This is a genomic window from Pseudomonas sp. A-1 (assembly GCF_004801855.1).
GTDB lineage: Bacteria > Pseudomonadota > Gammaproteobacteria > Pseudomonadales > Pseudomonadaceae > Geopseudomonas.
Genome location: NZ_SSTC01000040.1, coordinates 1 through 14882, shown reverse-complemented (window position 1 = coordinate 14882; position 14882 = coordinate 1). Strand labels below are relative to the sequence as shown.

Sequence of the window (14882 nt, the reverse complement as noted above, 5' to 3'; positions counted from 1 at the left end):
GAAAAAAGCCGACCTGCTCAGGTCGGCTTTTTCATTCACGGCCGGATCAGTGTCGCTCCAGCGCCGTCACCAGGTCGCGGAAGGCCTCGCGGTTGTGCTCGTTGAGCCCCATGAGGATGCGGTGTGCTTCGAGCACCTTGGCCTTGACCAGCTCCTCGGAAACATCCTGCGCCGGCAGGTCGCTCAGGCAGTCCGGGCAGGGCACCGGGGTACCGAGGATGTTGAACACCTGGTCGAAGCCCATGGACTCGAGCAGGCGGGTGATGTCCGGATTGGTGGTCACCAGCGCCGGCAGCAGGCCGACCTTCTGCCGCGAGAGGATCGACAGCTTGGCCAGCAGGCCGAGGGTGGTACTGTCGATGCTCGAGGTTTCCGTCAGGTCGATGACGATCGACGAGAAATTGCGCGCCCCGAAGATCTTCTCGATGGTCGCATCCAGCGCCGAGCACAGGGTCAGACGCACTTCACCGACAAACTTGAGAACGAAGGTGCCATCCTGCTCGGCAAACTGGATCTTACCCGTACTCATGCAAACTTCCTGCTCAGCACCAGCAAGGCGATATCATCCGGCATCTCGCCGAGGTTGGCCAGCCCGAACACCTGGCGCAGCCCTTCCAGACTGCCGCCGGCCTGGCCGACCATCAGCGGCAGGATGGCTTCCTTGGCCTTGAGCGTGTCGCCCGGCAGCAGATCAAGGATGCCATCGGAGAACAGGGTCAGGCTGAAGCGCTCGGGCAGCTGCAGCTCGCGATCCTCGAAGGTGGCCTCCTCGAACAGGCCGACCGGCAGGCCTCGCCCTTCCAGGTAACGCGCCTGACCATCGCAGTAGAGCACCGGCAGCGGCAGGTGGCCACCGACGCTGTAGGTCAGGGTGTTGGTGCTTTCGTCGATCACTCCGCCGAGCATGGTCACGTGCTTGCCCAGCTTGCAGTTGATCAAACCGCGGTTGATGTGGCCGAGCACGTCGGAAGGACGGAACTCGGGCAGCGGACGGTTGCGGTGACGGCGCGACTCGTAGAGCAGGCGCGTGGTCATGAACTTGAGCAGCACGGTGACGAAGGCCGAGGAGGCGCCATGCCCGGAGACGTCGGCCAGATAGAAGCCGATCCGCCGTTCATCGACCCGAAAGTAGTCGACGAAGTCGCCGGACAGGTAGAGCGACGGGATGATCTGGTGGGCGAAGTGGAATTCGCCGGCCTCCCAGGGCGTCACCGGCAGCATGTTCATCTGCACGTGGCGCCCGGCGTTCTGGTCTTCCTGGAGAAGACTCAGGCTGGCCTGCAGCTCGCGGTTGGTAGCCTCCAGACGCTCGCGGTAGCGGCGATTCTCCTGGCGCAGGCGCGCGCGGTCGAGCGCGCGGCGCACCGAATGCTCGAGCATGACCAGATCGTCCAGCGGCTTGACCAGATAGTCGGCCGCGCCGCGGCGCAGGGCCTCGAGAGCGTCGCTCATCACCCCGGCGGCGGAAATGACGATGACCGGCACCTCGCAGTCGCGCTCGGCGATCTGGCGGATCATTTCCAGCCCGTCGAGCTGCGGCGTGGCCAGGTCGCATATCACCAGATCGGGGCGCTCGAGTTCGAGCAACTGCAGACCGGCACTGCCAGTGGCAGCCTGCAGTACACAGAATCCGGCATCCTCGAGGTAGCTGTGCAGGCTGGCACGAACCTCGTCGTCGTCATCAATGACCAGCAGCTTGGCACTGATTGTGTGCATGAATCATCCAGGCAAACGGCGCCGCAGGCGGCTCGAAACTCGGTTTGATCACAGCGGCGGCCGGGGCCGCCGATCTATGGCGCGACACTACTCGCATCGGCTGCGGGGTTCAAGCCGGGGGCCGGCTGCCGACATGGCTGCTTGCAGCGGCCCGATGCCGCACGGCGACAGCTCCCGTCAGGCAGCCAGGTTCAGAAGTCGTCCTCGACCTGGCCATCCTGGACCTTGAACTCGCGGTTCTGCAGGTAGGCGTTGCGAATGAACACGTACTTGTCGCCGGTGACGACCTTCTCGGCCGACAGCAGCTCGGCGCGGGTATCCACCACGTCGACGGCACGGGTGGTGTTGCGCGTCGGCACATGGTCGATGGCCCGATAGAACGAGTGCAGGCTGTCCACCGCCAGCCCGGAAGCATCGCGCGGCGAGCTCGGGCCGAAGAACGGCAGCACCAGATAGGGGCCGGAGGAAACGCCCCAGGCACCCAGGGTCTGGCCGAAGTCCTCGTCGTTGCGCAGCAGGCCGGCGTGGCGGGCCACGTCGAAGAAGCCACCCACGCCGACGGTGGTATTGATCAGGAAACGCGCGGTGTCGACACCAGCAGCGTGGAACTTGCCCTGCAGGCTGTTGTTGGCGAAGTTGCCGACCTCGCCGAGGTTGGCGAACACGTTGCCGATACCGTCCTCGAGAAACTGCGGCGTCACGGCCTGGTAGCCCCGCGCCAGCGGCTTGAGCGCCCAGATGTCGAGGGTATCGTTGAACACGAAGACCGGGCGGTTGAAAGCCTCCCAGGGATCTTCCTCGCTGGCCTGGGTGACGGCAGGCAGCAGCGCCAGGCCGGCCACAGCCAGCAGACCGGCCGAACGACTCAGCCAACGAGCGCAACGATCGCGCATGTACCTTCTCCTCGTGCTTCCACACGACCAGCCCTCTTGGCCGGCCACTTACTATCCGCGCAGTATACGCCTGCCGCGATTTCTTGCAGCCACTGCCGACCCGCGGCGCTTGACGCCGATCACCCGCGAGCTCGCGCGGTGGGTTAGTCTTGAAAACACGGGGCGGCCGCAGTGTCGCCACCCCTCCACCGCAAAAGGAACCACGTCATGCCCGCACGCCAACTCCAGCAGCAACTGCAAGACCTGCGCGACCAGCTGGCCGAAGATCCGCCTCTGAACGATGAGGACAGGGCCGCACTGATCGAGCTGATGAGCGAAATCGAAGTGCAGCTGGCTCGCGAGATCGCCAGCGAGCCGGACGCCAGCCTGGTGGACGGGGTCAACCTGGCGGTGGAGCGCTTCGAGGCCAGCCATCCCACCCTGGCCGGCAGCCTGCGCTCGATCCTGCAGACCCTGGCCAACATGGGCATCTGAGCCGGCGACAGGACGACGAGGCCGACTCGTACCGGTCGGCTTTCGCCTGTCCGGCTACTGGCGCACCAGCCGGCGGTTGTCAGGATTGACCGGATGGGTGCTGCGGTAGGGGTTGATGTCCAGGCCGCCGCGGCGTACGTAGCGGGCATGCACGCAGAGATACTCTGGCGCGAGCAGTGCCTTGAGGTCGAGGTAGATGCGCTCGACGCATTGCTCGTGGAAATCGCCGTGCATGCGCAGCGACACCACGTAGGCCAGCAGCGCGGCGCGGTCCAGTGCCGGACCGCGATAGTCGATCACCACCGTGCCCCAGTCAGGCTGGCCGGTGACCGGGCAGTTGGACTTGAGCAGGTGGCTGTACAGCGTCTCGCTGACCACCTGCGCACGATCGCAGGCCAGCAGTCCGGCATCCGGTGGGCCGTAGCAGTCGATGGCCACGTCCAGCTCGTCGAGGCATTCGCCGGCGGGACGTGCCACGCCCTCCTCCGCCACCTCGTCCAGCGTGCGCACGCGCACCGCCACCGATGCGCCGGCCGCCGCCGACAGGTCGCGCGCCAGCACCTCGGCGAGCGCCTCGCGGCTGGCGAAGCGGGTCTGGTTCAGCGAGTTGAGGTACAGCTTGAACGACTTGGACTCGATGATGCAGGGCGAATGGGCGGGAATCGCGAACTCGCCGATGGCCACCAGCGGCTTGCCCCTGTCGTTCAGCCAGGACAGCTCGTAGCAGCTCCACAGGTCGACACCCTGGAACGGCAGCGCCTGCGGGTCGATGCCCAGCTCGCGCCACTTGGGCTCGCGCGGGATGGGGAACAGCAGCTCGGGGGCGTACTCGGCCACGTACTCGGTGGTCTTGCCCAGCGGGGAATGGTGGACATCTTGCGCCATTGCGAAACTCGACAAACGTAAAAGTGGAAGCCTGACGGCCGCGGGCGGCAAAGGCAAGCCCGCCCGGCGACCATCCGGCCGGAGTCACTGGCGCATGCCCACGCCACGCTTGAGCAGCTGCAGGCTGACCGTGTAGAGGATCGCCGCCGCCAGCAGCATCAGGATGATGGCGGTACCGATGTGGATGTCGGAGACGCCGAGGATGCCATAGCGGAAGGCGTTGACCATGTGCAGGATCGGGTTGGCCAGCGATACCGTCTGCCAGAACTCGGGCAGCATGTGGATCGAGTAGAACACCCCACCCAGGTAGGTCAGCGGCGTCAGCACGAAGGTCGGGATGATCGAGATGTCGTCGAAGTTGCGCGCATAGACCGCGTTGATGAACCCGCACAGCGAGAAGATGGTCGCCGCCAGCAGGATCACCGCGAAGGTCACCAGCGCGTGGTGGATCTGCAGGTGGGTGAAGAACAGCGACAGCGCGGTGACGATGGCTGCCACCGCCAGACCGCGCAGCACGCCGCCGATGACGAAGCCGACCAGGATCACGTGCGGCGAGGCCGGCGAGACCATCAGCTCCTCGACGGAGCGGTGGAACTTGGTGCCGAAGAAACTCGACACCACGTTGCCGTAGGAGTTGGTGATCACCGACATCATGATCAGACCGGGAACGATGTACTCCATGTAGGAGAAGCCGTTCATGTCGCCGATCTGCCGGCCGATCAGGTTGCCGAAGATCACGAAGTACAGAACCATGGTGATCGCCGGCGGCAGCAGGGTCTGCGGCCAGATGCGCATGAAGCGGCGCACTTCCTTGCGCACGATGGTTTGCAGCGCCACCCAGTTGGCTTGCAGTTCAACGGACATTCACTGGCCTCCGGCGAGATTCTTGGCCACCAGGGAGACGAACAGCTCCTCCAGGCGGTTGGTCTTGTTGCGCAGGCTGAGCACCTCGATGCCCTGCGCGGCGAGCTGGGCGAACAGCGCGTTCACCCCCTGGCTCTTCTCCACCTGCACCTCGAGGGTCAGCGGGTCGACCAGGCTCACCGGGTAGCCCTCCAGGCGCGGCGCCGCCGGCTGCGGGCTGCGCAGGTCGAGCAGGAAGGTCTCCACGTGCAGCTTCATCAAGAGCTCGCGCATGCTGGTGTGCTCGACGATGCGGCCGTGGTCGATGATGCCGATGTTGCGGCACAGCTGTTCGGCTTCCTCGAGGTAGTGGGTGGTGAGGATGATGGTGATGCCCTGCTGGTTCAGCTCGGTGAGGAAGCTCCACATCGAGCGGCGCAGCTCGATGTCGACCCCGGCGGTGGGCTCGTCGAGGATCAGCAGGCGCGGCTGGTGGATCAGCGCGCGGGCGATCATCAGGCGGCGCTTCATGCCGCCGGAGAGCATGCGCGAGGGCACGTTGCGCTTGTCCCACAGGCCCAGCTCGGTGAGGTACTTCTCCGCGCGCTCGCCGGCGAGACGCGCCGGGATGCCGTAGTAGCCGGCCTGGGCGACGAGGATGTCGAAGGCCTTCTCGAACTGGTTGAAGTTGAACTCCTGGGGCACCACGCCGAGGCAGCGCTTGAGCCCGGAGGGATCGCGGTCGAGGTCATGGCCGAACACCTCGACCGTGCCGCCGGTCTTGTTGACCAGGGTGGAGAGGATGCCGATGGTGGTCGACTTGCCCGCCCCGTTGGGACCGAGCAGGGCGAAGAAGTCGCCTTCGGCGACCTCCAGGTCGATGCCCTTGAGGGCCTGGAAGCCGTTGCCGTAGGTCTTGGTCAACTGGCGGATGGTCAGTGCGGAAGTCATTGAAAGGAGGCACGCGCGACAATTCGAGCGCACTAGATAAGGGCTGGGGAAGGCAAATGCAACCACGGAGCACCGGCGAGCGGGCATTTGCGGGCGCTAATCGCACGAAGGCCAGCTGCTATACTCGCCCGCCGTTCCACTGCCGGATTCTGCCATGGCCACTTCCTATATCGACCATCACCTCGCCCTGCTCGCCCATCTGCGCACCATCCTGGCCGCCCTGGGCGAGGCCGAGCAGGTGCCGGAAGACAATCACGCGCTGTTCCTCGAGCGCTTCGACGAGCTGCTCGCCGAGCTGCCGCGCCAGACCGAGGACGCCATCTACCTGGGCCAGGAACTGATGGCCCAGGTGTTCCACCGCTATCCGCAGATCGCCCACCTGGTGCCGCGCGACCTGCTGTGGTTCTTCGGCGGCGACTGCCTGCACTACATGCCCGACGAGGAAATCGAGCTGTACCAGCAACTCGACGAGCGCCGCTTCGCCGCCGAGGAGAATGACGAGCCGTTCGACTGGGAGCGCGAGAAGCAGCTGCTGGCGTTGCCCGACGACAGCCCGCGCCACTGAAGCCGTGCCCGCCTCTCCCCACAAGGGAGAGGCTGCGCCGGCAAAAAACGCGCACAAAAAAAGACGCCACCCGAAGGTGGCGTCTTTTTCGATTTGGAGCGGGAAACGAGACTCGAACTCGCGACCCCGACCTTGGCAAGGTCGTGCTCTACCAACTGAGCTATTCCCGCAGTGCCTTGACGGCTCCCGGATCTCTCCGGGGTTACGCTGCGCTTGCGCGCGGCGCCTGGTGCAAACTGGAGCGGGAAACGAGACTCGAACTCGCGACCCCGACCTTGGCAAGGTCGTGCTCTACCAACTGAGCTATTCCCGCATTGCCTTGACGGCTTCCGGATCTCTCCGGAGTTACGCCCCGCTTGCGCGTGGCGCCTGATGCAAACTGGAGCGGGAAACGAGACTCGAACTCGCGACCCCGACCTTGGCAAGGTCGTGCTCTACCAACTGAGCTATTCCCGCAAAAGTGGCGTCCCCTAGGGGACTCGAACCCCTGTTACCGCCGTGAAAGGGCGGTGTCCTAGGCCACTAGACGAAGGGGACGCGGCCTGGAACTTACAACAGCTTTTGACTGCCACACTTTCCAATCCTTCCGGCTTTCCCTCGAATCGGCTTTCGCTTCGTCGTGGGCTTCGCTCCGGAAGTGCGCGCATTCTAGAAAGCGCCTCCCCAGGCGTCAACCCCTGTTTCGAATTTTTTTTCAAATCAATGGCTTGCACACGATTCGCAGCGACTGCGGCGGATCGCGAAGCCGCTTGGCGAACCCGGGCCACATGCTATAAACGATGCCTCCGACCACAACAAGGAATCGCTCCATGAGCCTGATCCTCTACGGTGCCACGCTCTCGCCCTTCGTCCGCAAGGTCCGCCTGCTGCTGGCGGAAAAGGGTCTCGACTACCAGCTGGAAATCGTCGCCCCGTTCAACCAGCCGGACTGGTTCATGGAGATCAGCCCGCTGGGGCGCATCCCGGCCCTGCGCGACGGCGAGCTGACCCTGGCCGACTCCGGCGTGATCGCCCAGTACATCGAGGAGCAGTATCCGGAGGCACCCGCCCTGTACGGCCGCGACGCCGTCGAGCGCGCGCGCATCCGCTGGCTGGAGAAGTACGCCGACTACGAGCTGTCGCCGCTGACCACCTTCTGCGTGTTCCTCAACCGCGCGCTCAACCCGACCATGGGCAAGCCGTGCAACGAGGAGGCGGTGCAGAAGGCTCTCGCCGAGAAGCTGCCCAGGCACTTCGACTATCTGGAGAAGGCCCTCGGCGGCGCCGACTACTTCGTCGGCGACCGACTGAGCGTGGCCGATCTGGCCTTCGCCTGCCAGATCGCCAACCTCCAGCACGGCGGCGAGTCGATCGACGCCGCGCGCTGGCCGGGCCTGGCCGCCCTGTACGTGCGCCTGTGCCAGCGCGCCAGCCTGCAGGGCGTGCTGCCGGACGAGTGCACCCTGCTAGCCAAGCTGCTGGCCCGCGCACAGAACGCCACCCCGGCCTGATCGAGCGCCGGCCCGCTCAGCGCGCCTCGCCCTCGAGCAGGGCGAGCCCCACCCAGTGCCGTGCGAACTGCTGGGCGCAGCGACCGTTGCGGTTGCCGCGTCCACTGGCCCAGCGGATCGCCGCCTTCTCCACCGCCTCGTCCCACTGCCAATCCAGTCCGGCACGCGCCGCCAGCACGCCGATCCAGTGCTGCACCACCTGCAGATACTCCGGCTGGGTGAACGGATAGAAGGACAGCCACAGGCCGAAGCGGTCGGACAGGGCGACCTTGTCCTCCACCGCCTCGGAGGGATGCACCTCGCCGTCCACCTGCTGCCAGTCGAGGTTGTCGCTCAGCCGCTCGGGAACCAGGTGGCGGCGGTTGGAGGTGGCGTAGAGCAGCACGTTTTCCGGCGCCTGCTCCAGCGAGCCGTCCAGCACGCTCTTGAGCACCCGGTAGTCGCCCTCGCCGGCGTCGAACGACAGGTCGTCACAGAACAGCACGAAGCGCTGCGGCAGGCCGGCGAGCTGGGCGACCACCCGCGGCAGGTCGGCCAGGTCATCGCGCTCGATCTCGATCAGGCGCAACCCCTCGGCGGCGTAGGCCGCCAGCAGGGCGCGCACCAGCGACGACTTGCCGGTGCCGCGCGCGCCCCACAGCAACGCATGGTTGGCCGGCAGGCCGGCGACGAACTGCCGGGTGTTGCGCCCCAGCTGCTCGCGCTGACGGTCCACGCCGAGCAGATCGTGCAGCTGCAGATCGAGGCGCACCTCGAGCGGGCGCAGCGCACCATGACTGCCGTTGCGCTGCCAGCGCGCCGCCAGACAGGTCTCCCAGTCGATGGTCTGCACCGGCTCGGGCAACAACGGCCGGACGCGCTCGAGCAGGCCTTCGACCCGCCCCAGGAATTCATTCAGACGACTTTCCACGCAAGACTCCCTGAAAATGACGGCGACGCGCCGGCCGCCGACACCGGCGACCGGGCGGCCACTCCACCCGCAACCACACAGCGTCGCCCTTCGTATATGGATATCCCCTTCAGCCGGCGCCCTTCCTCCAGGCAGGCCAGCTCCGCGGGACGCTGGAAACCATGCCGACCCGCCAGCCGGCCCGCACCGCGACGGGCCGCCTCAGGCGCGGGGCTTGAGGCGCAGGGCCACCGAGTTGATGCAGTAGCGCAGGCCGGTCGGCGCCGGGCCGTCGGGGAACACATGCCCGAGGTGGGCATCGCAGCGCGCACAGAGCACCTCGACGCGGTGCATGCCATGGCTGAAATCCTCCACCTGGCGCAGCGCCTCCGCGGAGGCCGGCTGGAAGTAGCTCGGCCAGCCGCTGCCGGAGTCGTACTTGGCGTCCGAATCGAACAGCGGCGCATCGCAGCAGGCGCAGTGGTAGGTGCCCGGCGTGGTGCAGTGGTAGTACGCGCCGGTGAAAGGCCGCTCGGTGCCCTTGAGCCGGCAGACCTGGAACTGGCTTTCCGACAGCTCCTCGCGCCAGGACTCCAGCGGTTTCTCGACCTTGTCCATGTAATTCACCTCGCCTTGGAAAAAAGCCCGCCCCTTCCCTTTCACCGGGCACGGGGCAGTCGTATGATGCGTGGCTTTCAGTCTGTCACCCGCGTCTGCGCCTGCCAAGCCGCCCCCCGGACGATTTGCGCCAGCGCCGAAGCGGGCGGGTCATATCGGGGTCCCCTCATGCAGGTCAGCAAATCCAACAAGCTCGCCAACGTCTGCTACGACATCCGCGGGCCGGTACTCAAGCACGCCAAGCGCCTCGAAGAGGAAGGCCACCGCATCCTCAAGCTGAACATCGGCAACCCCGCGCCGTTCGGCTTCGAAGCCCCGGAGGAAATCCTCCAGGACGTGATCCGCAACCTGCCGATCTCCCAGGGCTACAGCGACTCCAAGGGCCTGTTCAGCGCGCGCAAGGCGGTGATGCAGTACTGCCAGCAGAAGAACATCGAAGGCGTCACCATCGAGGACATCTACCTCGGCAACGGCGTGTCCGAGCTGATCGTCATGGCCCTGCAGGCCCTGCTCAACAACGGCGACGAGGTGCTGATCCCCGCCCCCGACTACCCGCTGTGGACCGCGGCCACCAGCCTGGCCGGAGGCAAGGCGGTGCACTACCTGTGCGACGAGCAGTCGAACTGGTACCCGGACATCGACGACATCAAGGCAAAGGTCAGCAGCAACACCAAGGCCATCCTGCTGATCAACCCGAACAACCCGACCGGCGCGGTGTATCCGAAGGAAGTGCTGGAGCAGATCGTCGAGGTCGCCCGCCAGCACAACCTGGTGATCTTCTCCGACGAGATCTACGACAAGATCCTCTACGACGGCGCCGAGCACATCTCCACCGCCTCGCTGGCCCCGGACGTGCTGTGCCTGACCTTCAACGGCCTGTCCAAGTCATACCGGGTGGCCGGCTTCCGCTCCGGCTGGGTGATCATCTCCGGTCCCAAGCACAAGGCGCAGAGCTACATCGAGGGCCTCGACATCCTCGCCAACATGCGCCTGTGCGCCAACGTGCCGGCCCAGCATGCGATCCAGACCGCCCTCGGCGGCTACCAGAGCATCAACGACCTGGTCCTGCCGCATGGCCGCCTGTACGAGCAGCGCAACCGCGCCTGGGAACTGCTCAACGACATCCCCGGGGTCAGCTGCGTCAAGCCGATGGGCGCGCTCTACGCCTTCCCGAAGATCGACCCCAAGGTCTGCCCGATCCACAACGACGAGAAGTTCGTCCTCGACCTGCTGCTCTCCGAGAAGCTGCTGATCGTCCAGGGCACCGCCTTCAACTGGCCGTGGCCGGACCACTTCCGCGTGGTCACCCTGCCGCGGGTCGACGACCTCGAGCTGGCCATCGGCCGCATCGGCAACTTCATCAAGGGCTACCGTCAGTAAGCCACTCCCGGCCCGCCGCCCCTTCCGGGCGGCGGGTGCGAGCCTCGCCATGCACCTGCAGATCGACGATTTCTACCAGGACGCCAGCCGCGCCCTGCTCGCCCTCTACCGGGCCTTCCCGCGCAAGACCACCCTCTACATCGACGACCTGATCGGCTACCACGAGCCCGACGAATACGGCCTGCCCGCCGTGCGCCACCAGAGCTGTCTGGGCACCCTGCTGTGGCTCGGCGAGGAAGGCTACCTGCGCCACGAAGGCACCATCCGCCACGAGGCGCTGGAGCAGGCGGTACTCAGCGAGAAGGGCTTCCTGCGCCTGAGCGGCCGCATCGCCGACGCAGCGCTGACCGACAGCCATCTGCCGCCCAGCGTGCTGCGCGTGCACGCCACCCTCGCCTGGCAACTGCAGGAAAGCCTGGCCAGCGGCGACAGCGAACGCCTGATCCGCCATGCCCGCCGGCTGTTCGCCCCGAGCCAGAGCGGCGCAGGCGACACAGTTTGAAATAGCGCTGCGGTTGAATTGCCCCCCGGGGCAGCCTTATATAGCCGCCTAGACTCATCGCGACTCTGCCGCAAGGAGACGGTTCAAATCATGATGCGTATTCTGCTGTTCCTGGCCACCAACCTGGCCGTACTGGTGATCGCCAGCATCACCCTGAAGCTGCTCGGAGTGGATCGCTTCACCGGCCAGAACTACGGCAGCCTGCTGATCTACTGCGCCGTGTTCGGCTTCGCCGGCTCGCTGATCTCGCTGTTCATCTCCAAGTGGATGGCGAAGATGAGCACCGGCACCGAGATCATCAGCCAGCCGCGCACCCGCCACGAGCAGTGGCTGCTGCAGACCGTCGAACAGCTGTCGCGCGACGCCGGCATCCGCATGCCCGAGGTCGGCATCTTCCCGGCCTACGAGGCCAACGCCTTCGCCACCGGCTGGAACAAGAACGACGCGCTGGTCGCCGTCAGCCAGGGCCTGCTCGAGCGCTTCTCGCCCGACGAGGTACGCGCCGTGCTGGCCCACGAGATCGGCCACGTGGCCAACGGCGACATGGTCACCCTCTCGCTGATCCAGGGCGTGGTGAACACCTTCGTGATGTTCTTCGCGCGCATCTTCGGCACCTTCGTCGACAAGGCGATCCTCAAGAACGAGGAAGGCAACGGCATCGGCTACTTCATCGCGACCATCTTCGCCGAGCTGGTGCTGGGCATCCTCGCCAGCATCATCGTCATGTGGTTCTCGCGCCATCGCGAGTTCAAGGCCGACGCGGCCGGCGCCGACCTGGCCGGCACCGGCGCGATGATCAACGCCCTGCAGCGCCTGCGCGCCGAACAGGGCCTGCCGGTGCACATGCCCTCGAGCATGACCGCCTTCGGCATCAACGGCGGCCTCAAGCACGGCCTGGCCGGCCTGCTGATGACCCACCCGCCGCTGGAAGACCGCATCGAGGCACTGATGCAACGCGGCCGCTGACCAGCGACTGCAGCAAGGTTTCACACTGGGGGCGACGCGAGTCGCCCTTTTTTTGTCCGCTCGCTACCATGGCGCCGTCATCCGTCAGCGAGATATCCCGATGCGCCAACCCCTTCCCCTGCTGTTCGCCGCCGCCCTGCTCCTGCTGGCCGGCTGCCAGAGCACCTACTACGCCGCCATGGAAAAGGTCGGCGTGCACAAGCGCGACATCCTCGTCGACCGCGTCGAGGCGGCGCGCGACGCCCAGCAGGAGGCCAAGGAGCAGTTCCGCGACGCCCTGGAGCGCTACCGCAGCGTGGTGCAGGTCGACGGCGGCGAGCTGGAGGAACGCTACCGGGCGCTGGACAGCGAATACCTCGCCAGCGAGGACAGCGCCAAGGCTGTGCGCGCGCGCATCGCGGCGGTGGAGGACGTGGCCGAGGCGCTGTTCGACGAATGGGAAGGCGAGCTGGCGCAGTACAGCAACGCCAGTCTGCGCAGCGCCAGCGCCCGCGAGCTTGCGCGCACCCGCCAGGACTACCGCAGCCTGATCCAGCGCATGAAGACCGCCGAACGGCGCATCGAGCCGGTGCTCAGCGTGCTTCGCGACCAGGTGCTGTTCCTCAAGCACAACCTCAACGCCCGCGCCATCGGCGCACTCAAGGGCGAGTACCGCACCCTGCAGGGCAACGTCGACCAGCTGCTGCGCGACATGCAGCGCGCCATCGACGAATCCGACGCCTTCGTGCGCCGCCTGCAGAGCGCCGGCTGAGGCTGGCGGGGCCGCCGCGCCCCGCCTTCCTCTGGCTCAGCGGCGGGTCAGCCGGTAGACCCGCTCGTGCAGACGACTCAGGCCACGCTCGACGAAGCGCCAGTTCTTGTCCTGCACTTCGTACTCACCCAGCAGCTCGATCTGCCAGCCCTCCCCGTAGAGCGCGTGCACCTCGGTGTCACTCACCGCGAACGGCGGACCATCCATCTGCTCCTGGGGATAGTCGAGGGTCACCAGCAGGCCGCGACAGCCGCTGGGCAGCAGTGTCTGCAAGTGAGCGACATAGCGCCGACGCATCTCCGGCGGCAGGGCGATCAGTGCGGCACGATCGTAGTAGCCGCTGCAGCCGGCGGCCTGCGCCGGCGTCAAAGCGAAGAAGTCCCCCTGCAGGAGCGCAATGCCCTCCGCCTCGTGCCGCTGCAGCCCGCCGTCGCTGCTGACTGTGGCGTGCAGCCCCTGCTCGGCGAAGAAATCGCCGACCGCCTTCGCGGCCAGCTCGACACCGAGTACCCGGCAACCCTGCGCAGCCAGCCAGGGCATGTCCAGGCTCTTGCCACACAAAGGCACCAGCACCTCACTGCCTGCCGGCAGCTGCAAATTGGCCCAGTGGGCCTGCAGATAGGGGTTCACCTCCCGGAGGTGAAAGCCGATCTCGTTGCGCGTCCAGCGCGCCTGCCAGAACTCTTCGTGCATCGGGGCCTTCCTTCGATTGCCGGATTCGATATCAATGGTCGAAAACTTATGCTGGATTTCGATCATTAGCCTGCCGAAGATAGCAACATCGCCATCCGGAGACACCCCATGCTGCCCAGCCTGTTCATTTCCCACGGCTCGCCGATGGTCGCCCTGCAGCCCGGCGACACCGGCCGCGCCCTCGCCCGCCTGGCCCGCGAGCTGGCCAGGCCCAGGGCCATCCTGGTGGTGTCCGCGCACTGGGAAACCACCGACCTGCGCCTGACCTCGGCGCCGCGCCAGCAGGCCTGGCACGACTTCTACGGTTTCCCGCCGGCGCTCTACGCGCTGGACTACGAGCCGCCGGGCGCCCCCGATCTGGCCCTGGAGATCGTCGAACTGCTGGAGGACGCCGACCTGCCGGCGCACCTCGACCCGCAGCGCCCGCTCGACCACGGCGCCTGGGTGCCGCTGATGCTGATGTACCCCGAGGCCGACATCCCGGTACTGCAGCTGTCGCTGCCCAGCCGCCAGGGGCCGGCGCTGCAGACCCGACTCGGCCGCCTGCTCGGCGACCTGCGGGCGCGCGGCGTGCTGCTGATCGGTTCGGGCAGCATCACCCACAACCTGCGCGAACTGGACTGGGACGCCGCCCCCGGCACGGTCGAGCCCTGGGCCCGCGAGTTCCGCGACTGGCTGGTCGCGCATCTGGCTGCCGACGACGAGGCCGCCCTGCACGACTACCGCCAGCAGGCCCCCTGGGCGGTGCGCAGCCACCCCAGCGACGAGCACCTGCTGCCGCTGTTCTTCGCCCGCGGCGCGGGCGGCGCCTTCAGCGTCGAGTACGAGGGGTTCAGCAAGGCCACCATCGCCATGGACATCTACCGCTTCGGCTGAGCACCGGGCATTCGCCGGCACAAACGAAAACGCCCCGAACCAGTCGGGGCGTTTTCGTGTCAGCGCAGGATCAATCCTCGTGGTAGCGACGCAGGCGCAGGGCCTTGCCGGCGACACGGGTTTCCTTCAGGCGACCGAGCAGACGCTCCAGGCCCTCTTCCGGCAGCTCGACCAGGCTGAAGGTCTCGCGCACCTGGATGCGGCCGATGGCTTCGCGCACCAGCTTGCCCTCGTTGATGATGGCGCCCAGCAGGTTCTTGGCGGCGATGCCGTCGCGCTTGCCCAGCGCGGTGCGGCAGCGCACGCGGCCTTCGGCCAGCGGCTCCATCGGGCGGCGGGCGCGCGGCTCGCCGCTGCGCTCACCAGCACGCTCGCCGCGCTCGCCAGCCG

18 protein-coding genes and 4 tRNA genes are annotated in these 14882 nt (G+C 66.6%); 8 read left to right on the top strand and 14 right to left on the bottom strand.

Going from position 1 to position 14882, the window contains the following annotated elements:
* Positions 1 to 46: 46 nt before the first annotated feature.
* The 3 genes from rssC to E5198_RS11100 all read right to left on the bottom strand — a co-directional run bounded on the left by rssC (position 47) and on the right by E5198_RS11100 (position 2609).
* Positions 47 to 529 (bottom strand): anti-sigma factor antagonist RssC, encoded by a 483-nt coding sequence (gene rssC / locus E5198_RS11110; RefSeq protein WP_136490059.1) that lies wholly within the window; start codon positions 527 to 529, stop codon positions 47 to 49.
* The gene (gene rssB / locus E5198_RS11105; RefSeq protein ID WP_136490058.1) at positions 526 to 1716 is read right to left on the bottom strand and encodes a two-component system response regulator RssB; all 1191 of its coding nucleotides are present in this window, start codon (positions 1714 to 1716) and stop codon (positions 526 to 528) included. The genes rssC and rssB overlap by 4 nt, the downstream gene beginning before the upstream one ends.
* 191 nt (positions 1717 to 1907) lie before the next feature.
* The gene (locus E5198_RS11100; RefSeq protein WP_136490057.1) at positions 1908 to 2609 is read right to left on the bottom strand and encodes a VacJ family lipoprotein; all 702 of its coding nucleotides are present in this window, start codon (positions 2607 to 2609) and stop codon (positions 1908 to 1910) included.
* A gap of 207 nt (positions 2610 to 2816) precedes the next feature.
* On the opposite strand from E5198_RS11100, the gene E5198_RS11095 reads away from it, so the two are divergent.
* A complete protein-coding gene (locus tag E5198_RS11095; RefSeq protein WP_136490056.1) occupies positions 2817 to 3083 on the top strand; it encodes a DUF4404 family protein in 267 nt (88 codons plus the stop codon).
* Positions 3084 to 3137: 54 nt separating this feature from the next.
* On the opposite strand, the gene queF is transcribed toward E5198_RS11095, so the two are convergent.
* The 3 genes from queF to E5198_RS11080 all read right to left on the bottom strand — a co-directional run bounded on the left by queF (position 3138) and on the right by E5198_RS11080 (position 5762).
* Positions 3138 to 3968: an NADPH-dependent 7-cyano-7-deazaguanine reductase QueF gene (gene queF, locus E5198_RS11090; RefSeq protein ID WP_136490055.1), complete on the bottom strand. Its 831-nt coding sequence runs from the start codon at positions 3966 to 3968 to the stop codon at positions 3138 to 3140.
* Between the two features lie 84 nt (positions 3969 to 4052).
* Complete coding sequence (locus tag E5198_RS11085; protein WP_136490054.1) at positions 4053 to 4832, bottom strand: ABC transporter permease; 780 nt, start codon at positions 4830 to 4832, stop codon at positions 4053 to 4055.
* A complete protein-coding gene (locus E5198_RS11080) occupies positions 4833 to 5762 on the bottom strand; it encodes an ABC transporter ATP-binding protein (protein WP_136490053.1) in 930 nt (309 codons plus the stop codon).
* Positions 5763 to 5916: 154 nt separating this feature from the next.
* Between E5198_RS11080 and E5198_RS11075 the strand changes: the two genes are divergently transcribed.
* Positions 5917 to 6327, top strand: coding sequence for a PA2817 family protein (locus E5198_RS11075; protein ID WP_136490052.1), 411 nt, complete (start codon positions 5917 to 5919; stop codon positions 6325 to 6327).
* A 94-nt stretch (positions 6328 to 6421) separates the two neighbouring features.
* On the opposite strand, the gene E5198_RS11070 is transcribed toward E5198_RS11075, so the two are convergent.
* The 4 genes from E5198_RS11070 to E5198_RS11055 all read right to left on the bottom strand — a co-directional run bounded on the left by E5198_RS11070 (position 6422) and on the right by E5198_RS11055 (position 6864).
* Positions 6422 to 6497, bottom strand: a tRNA-Gly gene (locus E5198_RS11070).
* Positions 6498 to 6564: 67 nt separating this feature from the next.
* Positions 6565 to 6640 (bottom strand) — tRNA-Gly (locus tag E5198_RS11065).
* Positions 6641 to 6707: 67 nt separating this feature from the next.
* A tRNA-Gly gene (locus E5198_RS11060) sits at positions 6708 to 6783 on the bottom strand.
* Positions 6784 to 6788: 5 nt separating this feature from the next.
* Positions 6789 to 6864 (bottom strand) — tRNA-Glu (locus E5198_RS11055).
* Between the two features lie 272 nt (positions 6865 to 7136).
* On the opposite strand from E5198_RS11055, the gene E5198_RS11050 reads away from it, so the two are divergent.
* Positions 7137 to 7817: a glutathione S-transferase family protein gene (locus tag E5198_RS11050; RefSeq protein WP_136490051.1), complete on the top strand. Its 681-nt coding sequence runs from the start codon at positions 7137 to 7139 to the stop codon at positions 7815 to 7817.
* Between the two features lie 16 nt (positions 7818 to 7833).
* On the opposite strand, the gene E5198_RS11045 is transcribed toward E5198_RS11050, so the two are convergent.
* Entirely contained in the window at positions 7834 to 8727 is an 894-nt protein-coding gene (locus E5198_RS11045) for an ATP-binding protein (protein WP_136490050.1), read from the bottom strand.
* Between the two features lie 201 nt (positions 8728 to 8928).
* Positions 8929 to 9324, bottom strand: a complete 396-nt coding sequence (gene msrB, locus E5198_RS11040) for a peptide-methionine (R)-S-oxide reductase MsrB (RefSeq protein WP_136490049.1) — start codon at positions 9322 to 9324, stop codon at positions 8929 to 8931.
* 168 nt (positions 9325 to 9492) lie between these two features.
* Between msrB and E5198_RS11035 the strand changes: the two genes are divergently transcribed.
* The 4 genes from E5198_RS11035 to E5198_RS11020 all read left to right on the top strand — a co-directional run bounded on the left by E5198_RS11035 (position 9493) and on the right by E5198_RS11020 (position 12923).
* Positions 9493 to 10704 carry a pyridoxal phosphate-dependent aminotransferase gene (locus E5198_RS11035; RefSeq protein ID WP_136490048.1) on the top strand — a complete coding sequence of 404 codons (1212 nt, stop codon included), beginning with the start codon at positions 9493 to 9495 and terminating at the stop codon, positions 10702 to 10704.
* Between the two features lie 49 nt (positions 10705 to 10753).
* A complete protein-coding gene (locus tag E5198_RS11030; RefSeq protein ID WP_136490047.1) occupies positions 10754 to 11206 on the top strand; it encodes a hypothetical protein in 453 nt (150 codons plus the stop codon).
* Between the two features lie 90 nt (positions 11207 to 11296).
* A complete protein-coding gene (gene htpX / locus E5198_RS11025) occupies positions 11297 to 12172 on the top strand; it encodes a protease HtpX (protein WP_136490046.1) in 876 nt (291 codons plus the stop codon).
* A 100-nt stretch (positions 12173 to 12272) separates the two neighbouring features.
* Positions 12273 to 12923 carry a DUF2959 domain-containing protein gene (locus E5198_RS11020; RefSeq protein ID WP_136490045.1) on the top strand — a complete coding sequence of 217 codons (651 nt, stop codon included), beginning with the start codon at positions 12273 to 12275 and terminating at the stop codon, positions 12921 to 12923.
* Positions 12924 to 12959: 36 nt separating this feature from the next.
* Here E5198_RS11020 and E5198_RS11015 read toward each other — a convergent pair whose 3' ends face one another.
* Complete coding sequence (locus E5198_RS11015; RefSeq protein ID WP_136490085.1) at positions 12960 to 13616, bottom strand: thiopurine S-methyltransferase; 657 nt, start codon at positions 13614 to 13616, stop codon at positions 12960 to 12962.
* Between the two features lie 108 nt (positions 13617 to 13724).
* Here E5198_RS11015 and E5198_RS11010 point away from each other — a divergent pair, with 108 nt between their 5' ends.
* On the top strand, positions 13725 to 14492 hold the full coding sequence (locus tag E5198_RS11010) for a class III extradiol ring-cleavage dioxygenase (protein WP_136490044.1): 768 nt from the start codon (positions 13725 to 13727) through the stop codon (positions 14490 to 14492).
* A gap of 70 nt (positions 14493 to 14562) precedes the next feature.
* Here the strand turns inward: E5198_RS11010 and E5198_RS11005 are convergent.
* Positions 14563 to 14882 (bottom strand): DbpA RNA binding domain-containing protein (locus tag E5198_RS11005; protein WP_178084061.1); only part of this gene is annotated, 320 nt, incomplete at its 5' end.

Coding starts and splice junctions, on each gene's coding strand:
- rssC (WP_136490059.1), bottom strand. CDS start 529: ATGAGTACGGGTAAGATCCAGTTTGCCGAGCAGGATGGCACCTTCGTT.
- msrB (WP_136490049.1), bottom strand. CDS start 9,324: ATGGACAAGGTCGAGAAACCGCTGGAGTCCTGGCGCGAGGAGCTGTCG.
- E5198_RS11010 (WP_136490044.1), top strand. CDS start 13,725: ATGCTGCCCAGCCTGTTCATTTCCCACGGCTCGCCGATGGTCGCCCTG.
- E5198_RS11050 (WP_136490051.1), top strand. CDS start 7,137: ATGAGCCTGATCCTCTACGGTGCCACGCTCTCGCCCTTCGTCCGCAAG.
- E5198_RS11015 (WP_136490085.1), bottom strand. CDS start 13,616: ATGCACGAAGAGTTCTGGCAGGCGCGCTGGACGCGCAACGAGATCGGC.
- E5198_RS11080 (WP_136490053.1), bottom strand. CDS start 5,762: ATGACTTCCGCACTGACCATCCGCCAGTTGACCAAGACCTACGGCAAC.
- E5198_RS11100 (WP_136490057.1), bottom strand. CDS start 2,609: ATGCGCGATCGTTGCGCTCGTTGGCTGAGTCGTTCGGCCGGTCTGCTG.
- queF (WP_136490055.1), bottom strand. CDS start 3,968: ATGGCGCAAGATGTCCACCATTCCCCGCTGGGCAAGACCACCGAGTAC.
- rssB (WP_136490058.1), bottom strand. CDS start 1,716: ATGCACACAATCAGTGCCAAGCTGCTGGTCATTGATGACGACGACGAG.
- E5198_RS11030 (WP_136490047.1), top strand. CDS start 10,754: ATGCACCTGCAGATCGACGATTTCTACCAGGACGCCAGCCGCGCCCTG.
- E5198_RS11020 (WP_136490045.1), top strand. CDS start 12,273: ATGCGCCAACCCCTTCCCCTGCTGTTCGCCGCCGCCCTGCTCCTGCTG.
- E5198_RS11035 (WP_136490048.1), top strand. CDS start 9,493: ATGCAGGTCAGCAAATCCAACAAGCTCGCCAACGTCTGCTACGACATC.
- E5198_RS11075 (WP_136490052.1), top strand. CDS start 5,917: ATGGCCACTTCCTATATCGACCATCACCTCGCCCTGCTCGCCCATCTG.
- E5198_RS11095 (WP_136490056.1), top strand. CDS start 2,817: ATGCCCGCACGCCAACTCCAGCAGCAACTGCAAGACCTGCGCGACCAG.
- E5198_RS11085 (WP_136490054.1), bottom strand. CDS start 4,832: ATGTCCGTTGAACTGCAAGCCAACTGGGTGGCGCTGCAAACCATCGTG.
- htpX (WP_136490046.1), top strand. CDS start 11,297: ATGATGCGTATTCTGCTGTTCCTGGCCACCAACCTGGCCGTACTGGTG.